The sequence below is a fragment of the Kitasatospora sp. NPDC023120 genome (assembly GCF_055560835.1).
The window spans coordinates 107,880-121,402 of the sequence record NZ_JBVHHY010000029.1; the positions used below are offsets into that span (position 1 = coordinate 107,880).

The following is a 13,523-nucleotide window of genomic DNA, read 5'->3' on the forward strand; positions in this document are numbered from 1 at the left end:
CGGGCTTCGGCCCGGGGCCGCCGTTCCGCGTTCGCGCCCGGACGGGTCCGGCTGTGGACGGGGCGGGTGCGGACGGGTGGCTGTGAGCGGGCCGAGGCGGGTCAGCCGAGCTTCCACTGGCCGGTCTGCGGGGCGAAGCCGCTGTCCAGACCGAACTGGGCCTTGTCGAGCTTGGTGTCCTTCGGGACCTCGAAGGTGACGAAGCCGAGGCCGCTCTCGCCGGAGGCGATGTTGGCGGGGACCTGGAAGCTCGGACCGGCCTTGGTGTCCGCGATCGTCGTGCCGTAGGCCCGGCCCTGGGCGTCCACCACCTACTCGTCGGCGCCCTCGGCGTTGTCGACCACCTTCACCAGCGTCACGTCATCCGCCCCGGGCATCGAGAGGCTTCTGTTTCGGCCCTGGCGCAGGAGGTCGGCCGAGCCGACTTCCGCTGTCGATGGGGTGCGTCGGGTGAGGGCCGCGGAGGTGGGGGTGGGCGGGTAGGTTCGGGGGTGTGACGACGAATGTTCCGGGTGCCAAGTTGATTCTGCTGACCACCACCCACCGGGTGGCTCCCGGGTTGCTGGCGTGGCCGGCGTGGGAGGCGTTGCGGTCGGCGGGGCGGGTGCTGGTGGGGGACGAGGGGCATCCGCAGGTGATGGCGGTGCGGCAGGCCGGGGTGGCCGTGGAGGTGGTGGCGGCCGGGTCGGCGCCCGCGCTGGCGCGGCTGCTGACCGAGCAGCCCGCCGGGGCCGGGGCGACGGTGTGGCTGGGCAGCCCGGACGGGGATCCGGGGCTGACCGACGCGCTGGCGCGGCTCGCGGTGGAGCGAGCCGGCGAGGTGCCGGAGATCGAGGTGCTGCCGGGCTCGTACGACCTGCCGGGGTCGCGGCTGCTGGACCTGGTGACGGTGATGGACCGGCTCCGCTCGCCGGGCGGCTGCCCGTGGGACGCCGAGCAGACGCACGGGAGCCTGGTGAAGTACCTGGTCGAGGAGGCGTACGAGCTGGTCGAGGCGATCGAGGAGGGGGACCGGGACACGCTGCGCGAGGAGCTGGGCGACGTGCTGCTCCAGGTGTTCTTCCACTCCCGGATCGCCGAGGAGCACCCGACGGAGCCGTTCACGGTCGACGACGTGGCCGGTGACATCGTCGAGAAGCTGATGTACCGGCACCCGCACGTGTTCGGGGACGCCGAGGCCCAGGGCGCCGCCGAGGTGGAGGCGAACTGGGAGCAGCTGAAGGCCGCGGAGAAGTCGGACCGGGAGTCGGTGCTGGACGGCGTGCCGGCCGGGCTGCCCTCGCTGGCGTACACGGCGAAGCTGGTGTCGCGGGTGCGCCGGGCGGGCTTCACGGGGGTGTCGGATGAGCTGTACGAGCTGCCGGCCGAGCTGACGGCGGAGTCGGCGGGCCGCCTGTTGCTCGCCGTGGCGCAGCGGGCGCACGACGCCGGGGTGGACGTGGACGCGGCGCTGCGTTCGGCCGCGCGCGGTTACCGGGACGCGGTGCGCGCCGCCGAGGGCCTCAAGCCGGACGGACAGTAGGCGCCGGCATGCCAGGCCAAGCGGAGCAGGAGCAGCCGTTCAGGCCGCCGTGGCGGGGCTCTCGACCGGGCGCCGCTGCGGGACGAGCTCCCCGATGGCTTCGCCGACGAGGACGACGAGTTCGGCGAGGCGTTCCAGGTCGAGGTGGTCGGGCAGGTCGGCGAGGGAGATGATCCGCTCGCCGTCCGGGCCGGCGACGGCGAACAGGTCGATCGGCCCGAGGTGCTTCTCCGCGGTGTCGACGAGGGCGGCGACGTCGCTGGGGCGGCGGATGTCGCCGGAGACGCCGACGACGGGGCAGCCCGGCCGGTCGAGTTCGGCGGCGAGGTCCTCGGCGATGCCGACGTGCTGGTCGGCGATCAGCATTCCGGCGGCGCCGGCCGCGGCGAACCGGCGGGCGAGGTCGGCGCCCGACCCGCCGTCGAGTACCGCGATGACGACGACTGACCCGCTGACCTGCATGGTCTGCTCCTCCCTGTGGGCGACACCGCACCGGCGCCCACGCGTACTGCGGAGGATCGTAGGCACGTCCCCACCCTCCGCAACAGGGATTACCCCTCAGGTGACCAGGCTCACGCCCGCTGTCCGGCCAAGAGCTGCCCAAGAGCCGTTCACGGACCTTCCACGGACAGGCCACCGGCGGTCCACGGGCCGTCCGCCGTCCGTCCACGGAGCGTTGGCGCGCCGGTCGCACACCGTTGACACGGGGGTGGCGAACCGCCGACGGGAGGGGGCCGCGCACCCACCGGATACGGTCGACCCATGCCAGCTCAGCCCGACCCCGCCCAGCCCTCCGCCCCGCAGCTGTTCACCTGGGAGTTCGCCGCCGACCCGTACCCCGCCTACGCCTGGTTGCGCGAGCACGCGCCGGTGCACCGCACCAAGCTGCCGAGCGGGGTCGAGGCCTGGCTGGTGACCAGGTACGCGGACGCCCGGCAGGCGCTCGCGGACAGTCGGCTGTCGAAGAACCCGGCGCACCACAGCGAGCAGGCGCACCGCACCGGCCGGGTGGGCATCCCGGGGGAGCGGCAGGCGGACCTGATGACGCACCTGCTGAACATCGACCCGCCGGACCACACCCGGCTGCGCCGGCTGGTGTCGAAGGCGTTCACCCCGCGCCGGGTGGCGGAGTTCGAGCCGCGGGTGCAGCAGCTCACCGACCGGCTGATCGACGGCTTCGCGCAGCGCGGTTCGGCGGACCTGATCCACGAGTTCGCGTTCCCGCTCCCCATCTACGCGATCTGCGACATGCTGGGCGTGCCGGCCGAGGACCAGGACGACTTCCGCGACTGGGCCGGGATGATGATCCGGCACGGAGGCGGCCAACGCGGCGGTGTGGGGCGGGCGGTGAAGCGGATGCGGGCGTACCTGCTGGAGCTGATCCACCGCAAGCGCGCGGATCTCGGGGACGACCTGATCTCGGGCCTGATCCGGGCGAGCGACCACGGTGAGCACCTGACCGAGAACGAGGCCGCGGCGATGGCCTTCATCCTCCTCTTCGCCGGCTTCGAGACGACCGTGAACCTGATCGGCAACGGGACGTACGCGCTGCTGCGCAATCCGGAGCAGCGCCGGCTGCTGCAGGAGTCGGTGGCGCGCGGGGAGAGCGCGCTGCTGGAGACGGGGATCGAGGAACTCCTGCGCTACGACGGGCCGGTGGAGCTGGCGACCTGGCGGTTCGCGACGCAGCCGCTGACCATCGGCGGGGTGGAGATCCCGGTCGGCGATCCGGTGCTGGTGGTGCTGGCCGCCGCGGACCGCGATCCGGACCGGTTCGCGGACGAGAACACCCTGGACCTGGCCCGGACGGACAATCCGCACCTGGGTTTCGGCCACGGCATCCACTACTGCATCGGTGCTCCGCTGGCCCGCCTGGAAGGGCGTGCCGCGCTGGCCACACTGCTTTCCCGACTGCCCGATCTGCGGCTCGCGGAAAGCCCGGAGAATCTTCGCTGGCGAGGTGGTCTGATCATGCGTGGCCTGCGGGAACTCCCGGTTGAATTCAGTCCGGAGAGCCGCTCCCCGCATACGCCTCCGCACTCCCCTTCCGCGCCCCTGACGAACTGACACGAGCTGACGGCGGGCCGGATGGCGCGCTGACGAAACGTCGCCCGGCAGCCTCCTATGACGGTGTGAACATCCATCAATCCGGACATAGCGGCGCCGTTGGTAGGCGATCGGACACACGCCGTAATTTCTGTGTGATATCGGTGATATGAGCTTGTGATTGGTCTGAGGATCTGTCTACTCTCCCTGGAGTTCGCAGCTGCGGACCCCGTGTGCGGAACGCCGAATCCTGCCCGCCGCGTCACGGGAAACCGACCAGAACCCTGGGCAGGGGCGGGGGAACCAGGTTTGTTGCCGTCCCCACGGCTTGGGGTGAAGCCGCCCGAGCGGAATCGTTTCCGCGTACGGCGGCCGGGCCACCTCCCGGTCCGAACCCGACAGCTCACCTCGCAGGCGTGCGGAGAGGGACCTCTTCATGCTGTTCGTTGGAACTGGCCGCCACCGTCGTCGCACCCAGGCCGAGAAGGCCATCGCCGTCGCCGGTGTGGCCGGCGTCGGACTCGCGATGCCGCTCCTCACCGCCACCGGCGCCTCCGCCGCCCCGGTCTCCACCTGGGACGCCGTCGCCCAGTGCGAGAGCGGCGGCAACTGGAGCATCAACACCGGCAACGGCTACTACGGTGGCCTGCAGTTCACCTCCAGCACGTGGAAGGCGTACGGCGGCACCTCCTACGCGCCGCAGGCCAACCAGGCCAGCAAGGCGCAGCAGATCTCGGTCGCCGAGAAGGTGCTCGCCTCGCAGGGCCCGGGCGCCTGGCCCGTCTGCTCCGTCAAGGCCGGTCTGACCAAGGGCGGCGCCCCGGCGTCCGTCGACACCTCGGACTCCAAGCCGCAGTCCGCCCCCAAGCAGCAGGCGCAGAAGCCGGCCCCCAAGCCGGTGCAGCAGCCGACCGCGCAGAAGCCCGCGCCGAAGCCGGTGCAGCAGGCCGCCCCGCAGCAGCAGGCGCAGCCGCAGACCCCGGGCTTCTCCGGCAAGGCCGGCTGGGACGCGGACGCGAAGGTGTACTGGTACCAGAACAACGGCGCCTGGTACTGGACCAGCCACCAGGGCGTCTACCAGCAGTACGCCGGCCACGCCGCCGCCCAGCAGCACTACGCCCCGCAGGCGCAGCAGCAGTACGCGCCGCAGGCCGCTCAGGCGTCCGGCCACGACTACACCGTCCGCGCCGGTGACACCCTGTCGACCATCGCCGCCGCCCAGGGCGTGTCCGGCGGCTGGCACGCGCTGTACGAGCAGAACCACGGCACCGTCGGCGGCGACCCGAACCTGATCCTGCCCGGCCAGGTGCTGCACCTCGGCTGAGCCGCTCCCGCCGCGACGCGTGAAGGGGGGCGGCCCTGCCGGCCCCCTTCGTCCGCATTCGCCCGCCCCGGTCGGACAAGCTGGGACAAGCAGGTGAACTACCGGTGGGTAGAGGGGCCACACGCTGAGACGGGACCGAGGTCGGCGTGGCCCCGGGAGCCCGGGCGGTTAGGCTCTGCTGCGTAACGACTCCGCAATCGTCCTGCTGTCAGCGCCACCGTCAGCCGGACCAGCTTCCGCAAGGAGATGCCTCGTGCCGTCCATCGATGTCGTCGTAGCCCGTGAGATCCTCGACTCCCGCGGCAACCCCACGGTCGAGGTCGAGGTCGGCCTCGACGACGGCAGCACGGGTCGTGCCGCTGTCCCGTCGGGTGCCTCCACCGGCGCCTTCGAGGCGCTGGAGCTGCGCGACGGCGACAAGAACCGCTACTTCGGCAAGGGCGTGGAGAAGGCCGTCCTGGCCGTCATCGAGCAGATCGGCCCGGAGCTGGTCGGCTACGACGCCACCGAGCAGCGCCTGATCGACCAGGCCATGCTCGACCTGGACGCCACCCCGGACAAGTCCTCGCTCGGTGCCAACGCCATCCTGGGCGTCTCGCTGGCCGTCGCGCACGCCGCCTCCGAGGCCAGCGACCTGCCGCTGTTCCGCTACCTGGGCGGCCCGAACGCGCACGTCCTGCCGGTCCCGATGATGAACATCCTCAACGGCGGCTCGCACGCGGACTCCAACGTCGACATCCAGGAGTTCATGATCGCCCCGATCGGCGCGGAGTCCTTCTCCGAGGCCGTCCGCTGGGGCGTCGAGGTCTACCACACCCTCAAGGGCGTGCTGAAGGAGCGCGGCCTGTCCACCGGCCTCGGCGACGAGGGCGGCTTCGCGCCGAACCTGGACAGCAACCGCGAGGCCCTGGACCTGATCACCGAGGCCATCGAGAAGGCCGGCTACGTGCCCGGCCGTGACGTCGCGCTGGCCCTGGACGTCGCCGCCTCCGAGTTCTACGAGGACGGCGCCTACCAGTTCGAGGGCAAGTCCCTCACCTCCGCCGAGCTCATCGAGTACTACGCCGAGCTGGTCGCCGCGTACCCGCTGGTCTCCATCGAGGACCCGCTGGACGAGTCGGACTGGGACGGCTGGAAGGCCATGACCGACAAGCTCGGCGACAAGGTCCAGCTGGTCGGCGACGACCTGTTCGTCACCAACCCGGCCCGCCTGGCCAAGGGCATCGAGACCGGCACCGCCAACGCGCTGCTGGTGAAGGTGAACCAGATCGGTTCGCTGACCGAGACCCTGGACGCCGTCGAGCTGGCCCAGCGCAACGGCTACCGCTGCATGATGTCGCACCGCTCCGGCGAGACCGAGGACGTCACCATCGCCGACCTGGCCGTCGCCACCAACTGCGGCCAGATCAAGACCGGCGCCCCGGCCCGCTCCGAGCGCGTCGCCAAGTACAACCAGCTGCTGCGCATCGAGGAGATCCTCGACGACGCCGCCGAGTACGCCGGCCGCGGCGCCTTCCCCCGGTTCAAGCACGAGGCCTGAGACCGCGAGGTAGCGCAAGCCTGACCGGTGCCCCGCCGTTCACCCCGTAGGGTGGACGGCGGGGCACCGTCGCGACCAGGAGGGGATACGGGAGATGGCAGGCTGGAGGATCCCGGGCTTGGCGGCCCGGCCTCGGTTCACGAGCCGGGCGACCGTCCTCGTCCTGGTGCTCTGCTCGCTGGTGGCGATCCTCGCCTACCCGACGCGGCAGTTCATCTCCCAGCGCGCCGAGATCTCCGCCCAGCGGGCGAAGGCCGACCACGCGCGCCAGCAGGTCGAGCAGCTGCGCCGGGAGAAGGCCCGCTGGCAGGACCCGGAGTACGTCAAGGCGCAGGCGCGCGCCCGGCTGCACTACGCGGTGCCGGGGGAGACCCCGTACATCGCGGTGGACCCGGCCGGCCAGGCCTCCGCCAAGCCCTCCTCGTCCGCCGCCGGCGCCCCCGCCACCGGTGTGGCAGCCGGCCAGGCGCAGGCCGCCAAGCCCTGGTACGCCAGCATCTGGGACTCGGTCGACGCCGCCGACACCGCCGCTCCGGCCCCCGCCAAACCCCTTCCGCTCCCACCGTCCCCCGTTGGAGACACCTCCCCCCATGACCACTGAGAACCACCCCACCGTCTCCGACGCCGACGTCGCGGCCATCGCCGCCCAGCTCGGCCGGGTGCCGCGCGGTCTGCGCGGCGTGGCGCACCGCTGCCCCTGCGGGAACCCGGACGTCGTGGAGACGGCCCCCCGGCTGCCGGACGGCACGCCGTTCCCGACGCTCTACTACCTGACCTGCCCCAAGGCCGCCTCGCTGATCGGCACCCTGGAGGCGGAAGGCGTGATGAAGGACCAGACCGCCCGGCTCGCCGAGGACCCGGAGCTGGCCGCCGCCTATCAGAAGGCGCACGAGGACTACATCGCCCGGCGCGACGCGATCGAGGTGCTGGAGGGCTTCCCGAGCGCCGGCGGCATGCCGGACCGGGTGAAGTGCCTGCACGTGCTGGTCGGCCACTCGCTGGCGGCCGGCGAGGGCGTCAACCCGCTCGGCGACGAGGCGATCGGCATGCTGGAGGACTGGTGGGCCAAGGGCCCGTGCGTCTCCCCGGCCGAGGTCCAGGCCGCCGGTGAGCGGGTCGCCCGCAACCGCGCCAAGGACCAGGACCACGAGTCCGTGATCGCCGCCAAGCAGCAGAAGACCGCCGAGCGCGCCGCCAAGAAGCGCGCCGAGCAGGACGCGGCGGCGCAGGCCGCCGACGGGCGCCAGGAGTCGCAGTGACCATGACCCGCGTGGCCGCGATCGACTGCGGCACCAACTCGATCCGGCTGCTGGTCGCCGACCTCGACCCGGAGACCGGCGAGATCACCGACCTCGACCGCCGGATGATCATCAACCGGCTGGGCCAGGGCGTGGACCAGACCGGCCGGCTGCACCCGGACGCGCTGGCCCGCACCTTCGCCGCCTGCCGGGAGTACCAGGAGATCATCTCCGGCTTCGGCGTCGGCCCGGACCGGCTCCGCTTCGTCGCCACCAGCGCCTCCCGGGACGCCGAGAACAGCGACGAGTACGTCAAGGGCGTGCGGGACATCCTGGGCGTCGAGCCCGAGGTGGTGAGCGGCGAGGAGGAGGCGCGGCTGTCCTTCCTGGGCGCCACGAAGGAGCTGACCGGTAGTCAGCTCCCGGCTCCGTACCTGGTCTTCGACCTGGGCGGCGGCTCCACCGAGTTCGTGCTCGGAGCGGACGACGTGCAGGCGGCGCGCTCGGTGGACATCGGCTGCGTGCGGCTCACCGAGCGGCACTTCGGCGGTGCCGAGCTGCCCTCCGAGGAGCAGATCGCGGAGGCCCGGGCGCACGTGCGGGCCGAGCTGGACAAGGCCGAGGAGGTCGTCCCGCTGACCGGCGCGGCGACCCTGGTGGGCCTGGCCGGGACGGTCACCACGGTGTCCGCGATCGCCCAGGACCTGCCGGGCTACGACTCGGAGGCGATCCACCACTCGCGGATCAGCCGGGAGCGGGTCGCCGAGATCGCCCGCGAGCTGCTGGCCGCGACCCACGCCGAGCGCGCGGCCATCCCGTCGATGCACCCGGGCCGGGTGGACGTGATCGCGGCCGGGGCGCTGGAGCTGCTGGAGATCATGGAGCGGACCGGCGCCGCCGAGGTGGTCGTGAGCGAGCACGACATCCTCGACGGCATCGCCTGGGGTATCGCCCCCTGATCCCTTGCGGGCCTTACCCGGCCGGCCCCGGCGCCCCTTTCGGGGGCCGGGGCCGGGGCGCGCCCGGGGTCGCGCGGAAAAGTTCGTGAATTTCTTCACATGGCGATCCGGCCTTTCGTCGCACCCGCCCGCCCGCTACGTCCGAATTGTGGGACCGAAGGCCCGCCCGGCGTGAGGCCCACTGGATCGCAGGTCAGGGCTCGTTCGAGGTTTGAAAATCGAAATCACGCGCGGGAACCCGGGCACTGTGCGGATCGTTGCTGCTCAGCAGGGTGGTGCTCCGGCGCGTGTTCACCAGGGGTCGCGGAGGGTCGTGAGCGCAAGGACCGGGGTCGGATTTGTGGCCGCGCAGTGTAGCACGGGGGGTCCGTGAGCTTGTGACCGGGCTCACGAAGGCTGCTCCGGACGGTGCTGGATACTTTCGGATATGAGCACCACGGAGCGTCCTCGCATCCTCATTGTCGGCGGTGGTTACGTCGGCCTGTATGCCGCGATGCGCATCCTCAAGAAGATGCGCTACGGCGAAGCGACCGTCACGGTCGTCGACCCGCGGTCGTACATGACGTACCTGCCCTTCCTCCCCGAGGCGGCCGGCGGCAACGTCGCGCCCCGCAACCTCGTCGCGCCGCTGCGCAGCGCCCTCAAGCAGGCGGAGGTGCTGACCGGGTCCGTCACCGGCATCGACCACGCCCGCAAGGTCGCCACCATCCAGCCCGCGGCCGGCGACAGCTACGAGCTGCCCTTCGAGTACCTGGTCGTCGCGACCGGCTCGGTCTCCCGCACCTTCCCGATCCCGGGTCTGGCGGAGAACGGCATCGGCATGAAGACGGTCGAGGAGGCCATCGGCCTCCGCAACCACGTCATGGCCCAGCTCGACAAGGCCGAGTCCACCACGGACGCCGAGGTCCGCCGCAAGGCCCTGACCTTCGTCGTCATCGGCGGTGGCTTCGCCGGCATCGAGACGATCGCCGAGATCGAGGACATGGCGCGCGACGCGTCCAAGCTGTACCGGACCGTCAGCCGCGACGACATGCGCTTCGTCGTGGTCGAGGCCGCCAACCGCATCCTCCCCGAGATGGGCCCGGACCTCGGTCTGTGGACCAAGGAGAAGCTCGAGGAGCGCAACATCGAGGTCTACATCGAGACCTCGATGGACTCCTGCGTCGACGGCCACGTCATGCTGAAGAACGGCATGGAGATGGACGCCTCCACCATCGTGTGGACGGCCGGCGTGAAGCCGAACCCGGTGCTGTCCGAGTTCGGTCTGCCGCTGGGCCCGCGCGGCCACGTCGACACCGCGCCGACCCTGCAGGTCCAGGGCTTCGACTACGTCTGGGCCGCCGGCGACAACGCGCAGGTCCCGGACCTCGCCGCCGGCGAGGGCGCCTGGTGCCCGCCGAACGCGCAGCACGCCTGCCGTCAGGCCGTCGTCCTCGGCGACAACGTGATCTCCGGCATGCGCGGCTTCCCGCAGAAGGAGTACAAGCACAAGAACCTCGGTGCGGTCGCCGGTCTCGGCCTGCACAAGGGCGTCGCGATCCTCTTCGGCAAGTACAAGCTGAAGGGCCGTCCGGCCTGGTGGTTCCACCGCCTGTACCACGGTGCGATGGTGCCGACCTTCAACCGCAAGGTCCGCGTCTTCACCGACTGGACGCTCGCGATGTTCCTGAAGCGCGAGATGGTCGGCCTCTCCCAGATGGAGAAGCCGCAGCTTCCGATCCAGGAGGTCACCCCGCCCACCAAGCCCGTCGAGGCCGCCAAGCCGGCCGCCGACAAGGAACTCGCGAGCAAGTAAGCGACTGAGACCCCGGTGTGGGAGCACCGGGGTATGAGTCGGAGGCCCTCCGCCCGGCAACGTTGCCGGACCACGACCTCCGTGGTGCTCAGCCGGCCGTGCGACCGGGCGGAGTACAGCAGCAGAAGAGCCCCTGCCGGAACCTTCCGGCAGGGGCTCGCTGCTACTCGCCCGCTCGCCTCCGGGGCGCTCGGACCCGGTGCCGACGGTCGTCGCTCCAATGCCCCTCGTACCTCGGGGCCTCCTCGCTCCTCCCTTTCGGCACCGGCGCGCCCCTTCGGCTCGGGGCGGGACTCGCCCGCTCGCCTCCGGGGCGGGACCGGGTGCCGTCAGTCGGTCTTGATGCTCGACAGGATGTCCAGCTTGGACGCCCGGCGGGCCGGCCAGACGGCGGCGACCAGGCCGACCACCCCGGCCAGGGCCAGGAACATCGCCAGCTGTCCGTACGGCAGGACGGTGGTCAGGCCGGCCAGGCTGGACTTCAGGGTGCCGTTGATCGCCCAGGCGATGAAGCAGCCGAGCAACAGGCCGATGCCGGCGCCGAACAGCGAGATCACCACGGACTCCAGACGGACCATCCGCTTGATGCCCCGGCGGTCCAGGCCGATAGCCCGCAGCATCCCGATCTCGCGCTTGCGCTCGAAGACCGACATCGCCAGCGTGTTGATCACGCCCAGGATCGCGATCAGGACCGCCATCCCCAGCAGGCCGTACATCAGGTTCAGCGCGAAGGTGATGGTCTGGCTGAAGTCGTCCCGCACGTCCTGCTTGGACTTCACCTCGATCACCGGGTTGGCGCCGGTGGCGTCCTTGAGCGACTGCTTGAGCGTGCCGGTGGCGCCGTCCTTGCCCTTGACCAGGACGTCGGCGATGTACGGCTTCGGCTCGTGCTTGGCGATCTCGCTGTTGGCCAGCAGGACCGGGCCGAGCATGCCGCCCGTCTTGTACACGCCGCCGACGGTGAGCCGGCCCTTGGTCTCGTCCGGGTAGGAGACGGTCATCGTCGAGCCGGTGGTGACGCTGAACTTCTTGGCGACGTCCTCGTCCACCAGCAGCTGGCCCTTGCCGAGCGCGGTGGCGGATCCGCTGGTCAGCGTGATGTCGACCAGCTGGTCGAAGTTCGCCGCGTCCAGGCCGGTGATCGACTTGGTGGTGCCGTCGAGCTCCCAGTAGGCGGCGGTCATCGGCGAGGAGGCCACCACTCCGGGCGCCTTGGCGATCTGCGCGGGCACCTGCTCGGAGAGGTTCATGCTGTTGGCGGCCGAGACGATGTAGTCGGCCTTCATCGAGCTGGTGACCGCCCGGTCGACGACGTCGCTCACCGAGGCGCCGATCACGGTGAGGCCGCTGACCAGGGTCAGGCCGATGGTGAGCGCGGCGGCGGTGGCCGCCGTCCGGCGCGGGTTGCGCACCGCGTTCTGCTGGGCGAGCTTGCCCGGGGTGCCGCCGAGGCCGCGCAGCAGCGGGCCGATCAGCGCGACCACCGGCCGGGAGAGCAGCGGCAGCAGGACGAACACGCCGATGAGGGCCAGGAAGGCGCCCAGGCCAACCGGCATCCGGCCGCTGTCGTCGCCGGTGGAGGCGCCGAAGCCGATCAGGGCCAGCCCGCCGGCGGCGAGCAGCGAGCCGATCGTGTTGCGGACCACCAGGCTCTTCTGGGAGGCCGGCTGGTCGCCGCTGCTCATCGCGGCCACCGGGGCGATCCGGGCGGCGCGCAGGGCGGGCAGCAGGGCGGACAGGACCGTCACCACGACGCCGACCACCACGGTCACGACCACGGTGAGCGGCTTGATCACCAGGGCGCCGCTCGGCATGTTCTCGTTCAGGCCGCCGATCAGGGACTGCATCCCCGCGCCGATCCCGACGCCTGCGGCCAGACCGGCCACCGCCGAGACGGTGCCGATCAGCAGGGCCTCGACCAGCACCGAGCGGGTGACCTGCTTGCGGCTGGCGCCGATGGCGCGCATCAGGGCCAGCTCCTTGGTGCGCTGGGCGACCAGCATGGTGAAGGTGTTGGCGATGATGAAGATGCCCACGAAGAGCGAGATGAAGGCGAAGACCAGCAGCATGGTGCGCATGCTGTCGGTGCCCTTGGTGATCATCTCCTGCTCGTCGGCCTTGAGCTTGGCGCCGGTCTCGACGTCGAACTGGTGGCCGGACGGCACCGCGGGCCGGGCCTGGGCGAGCAGCGCGTCCTCCGAGGTGCCGGGCTTGGCGGTGAGGATGACGCTGCTGTAGCGGCCGGGCTCCAGGAGTAGCTGCTGCGCGGTGGCCTTGTCGAACAGGGTGAGCGTGCCGCCGGTGCTCACCACCGGGTCGTCGGTGGTGAAGATGCCGGTGAGCTTCGCCTCGACGACCGGGCCGTTGGCGGCGACCCGCACGGTGTCGCCGACCCGGTAGCCCGCCTTGTCGGCGGTCTTGCGGTCGAGCGCGATCTCCTTGCCGTTCTTCGGCCCCTGGCCCTCGGCCATCGGGTAGCGCGCGTCCTTGCCGTCCTGGCCGGGCGCGAAGTTGGCGCCCTTCGCGGCCCAGAACTGGCCGATCAGCTCGCCCTTCTTGTCGGCGACGCCGGTGAAGCCGCTGACCACGCCGCGGGCGTTGGCGGTGCCCGGCAGGGCGGCCAGCTGCTGGACGGTGGCATCGGTGATCGCGGTGGAACCGCTCTCGCTCTTCTGCCTGGCGCTGGCGCCGGAGCCGGCCGCGCGGTCCACCACCTGGACCGAGACGTCGGAGTAGCTCTTGGAGTTGCTGTCCCGCATGGCCTTGGCGAAGGTGTCGGAGAAGACCATGGTGCCCGCCACGAAGGCGGTGCCGAGCATGACGGCGAGCGCCGTCATCAGCAGTCGGCCCTTGTGGGCCAGCACGTTGCGCAGTGCGGTGCGATACATGGGGTGTCCTGGGGGAGGTTCGGTGGGGCGGGCGCGGGCTGTCGTGGTGTCAGCTGGTGCGGCCCTTGGCGTCGAAGCGGCGCATGCGGTCCAGGACGGTGTCGGCGGTGGGTGTCTGGAGCTCGTCGACGATGCGGCCGTCGGCGAGGAAGACGACGCGGTCGGCGTAGGAGGCGGCGACGGGGTCGTGGGTGACCATGACGACGGTCTG

Annotated in this window: 11 protein-coding genes, 1 pseudogene and 1 riboswitch; of the genes and pseudogenes, 8 read left to right on the forward strand and 4 right to left on the reverse strand. The window is 71.4% G+C overall.

The genetic code is table 11. The features are described from left to right. Positions 1-101: 101 nt before the first annotated feature. Positions 102-308, reverse strand: a complete 207-nt coding sequence (locus ACZ3TI_RS33465) for a DUF4352 domain-containing protein (RefSeq protein WP_465732946.1) — start codon at positions 306-308, stop codon at positions 102-104. A gap of 185 nt (positions 309-493) precedes the next feature. Between ACZ3TI_RS33465 and ACZ3TI_RS33470 the strand changes: the two genes are divergently transcribed. Continuing rightward, on the forward strand, positions 494-1,522 hold the full coding sequence (locus ACZ3TI_RS33470) for a nucleoside triphosphate pyrophosphohydrolase (protein ID WP_465732948.1): 1,029 nt from the start codon (positions 494-496) through the stop codon (positions 1,520-1,522). A gap of 39 nt (positions 1,523-1,561) precedes the next feature. On the opposite strand, the gene ACZ3TI_RS33475 is transcribed toward ACZ3TI_RS33470, so the two are convergent. After that, positions 1,562-1,984, reverse strand: a complete 423-nt coding sequence (locus ACZ3TI_RS33475; RefSeq protein ID WP_465732950.1) for an SDR family NAD(P)-dependent oxidoreductase — start codon at positions 1,982-1,984, stop codon at positions 1,562-1,564. A gap of 300 nt (positions 1,985-2,284) precedes the next feature. On the opposite strand from ACZ3TI_RS33475, the gene ACZ3TI_RS33480 reads away from it, so the two are divergent. The 7 genes from ACZ3TI_RS33480 to ACZ3TI_RS33510 all read left to right on the forward strand — a co-directional run bounded on the left by ACZ3TI_RS33480 (position 2,285) and on the right by ACZ3TI_RS33510 (position 10,424). Beyond that, entirely contained in the window at positions 2,285-3,589 is a 1,305-nt protein-coding gene (locus tag ACZ3TI_RS33480) for a cytochrome P450 family protein (RefSeq protein WP_465732952.1), read from the forward strand. 243 nt (positions 3,590-3,832) lie between these two features. Next, positions 3,833-3,999, forward strand: a riboswitch (cyclic di-AMP (ydaO/yuaA leader). Positions 4,000-4,004: 5 nt separating this feature from the next. Then, complete coding sequence (locus ACZ3TI_RS33485; RefSeq protein WP_465732954.1) at positions 4,005-4,892, forward strand: LysM peptidoglycan-binding domain-containing protein; 888 nt, start codon at positions 4,005-4,007, stop codon at positions 4,890-4,892. A 253-nt stretch (positions 4,893-5,145) separates the two neighbouring features. Next, a complete protein-coding gene (eno, locus tag ACZ3TI_RS33490; protein WP_465732956.1) occupies positions 5,146-6,432 on the forward strand; it encodes a phosphopyruvate hydratase in 1,287 nt (428 codons plus the stop codon). 118 nt (positions 6,433-6,550) lie between these two features. Further along, a complete protein-coding gene (locus ACZ3TI_RS33495) occupies positions 6,551-7,033 on the forward strand; it encodes an FtsB family cell division protein (RefSeq protein ID WP_465732958.1) in 483 nt (160 codons plus the stop codon). Continuing rightward, positions 7,005-7,691, forward strand: coding sequence for a DUF501 domain-containing protein (locus ACZ3TI_RS33500; RefSeq protein WP_465732960.1), 687 nt, complete (start codon positions 7,005-7,007; stop codon positions 7,689-7,691). The genes ACZ3TI_RS33495 and ACZ3TI_RS33500 overlap by 29 nt, the downstream gene beginning before the upstream one ends. 2 nt (positions 7,692-7,693) lie before the next feature. Further along, positions 7,694-8,629, forward strand: a complete 936-nt coding sequence (locus ACZ3TI_RS33505) for a Ppx/GppA phosphatase family protein (RefSeq protein WP_465732976.1) — start codon at positions 7,694-7,696, stop codon at positions 8,627-8,629. A 427-nt stretch (positions 8,630-9,056) separates the two neighbouring features. After that, positions 9,057-10,424 carry an NAD(P)/FAD-dependent oxidoreductase gene (locus tag ACZ3TI_RS33510; RefSeq protein ID WP_465732962.1) on the forward strand — a complete coding sequence of 456 codons (1,368 nt, stop codon included), beginning with the start codon at positions 9,057-9,059 and terminating at the stop codon, positions 10,422-10,424. Between the two features lie 329 nt (positions 10,425-10,753). On the opposite strand, the gene ACZ3TI_RS33515 is transcribed toward ACZ3TI_RS33510, so the two are convergent. Continuing rightward, positions 10,754-13,312 carry an ABC transporter permease gene (locus ACZ3TI_RS33515; RefSeq protein ID WP_465732964.1) on the reverse strand — a complete coding sequence of 853 codons (2,559 nt, stop codon included), beginning with the start codon at positions 13,310-13,312 and terminating at the stop codon, positions 10,754-10,756. A 49-nt stretch (positions 13,313-13,361) separates the two neighbouring features. Continuing rightward, positions 13,362-13,523: pseudogene (locus ACZ3TI_RS33520) on the reverse strand (ABC transporter ATP-binding protein); the annotation flags it as partial.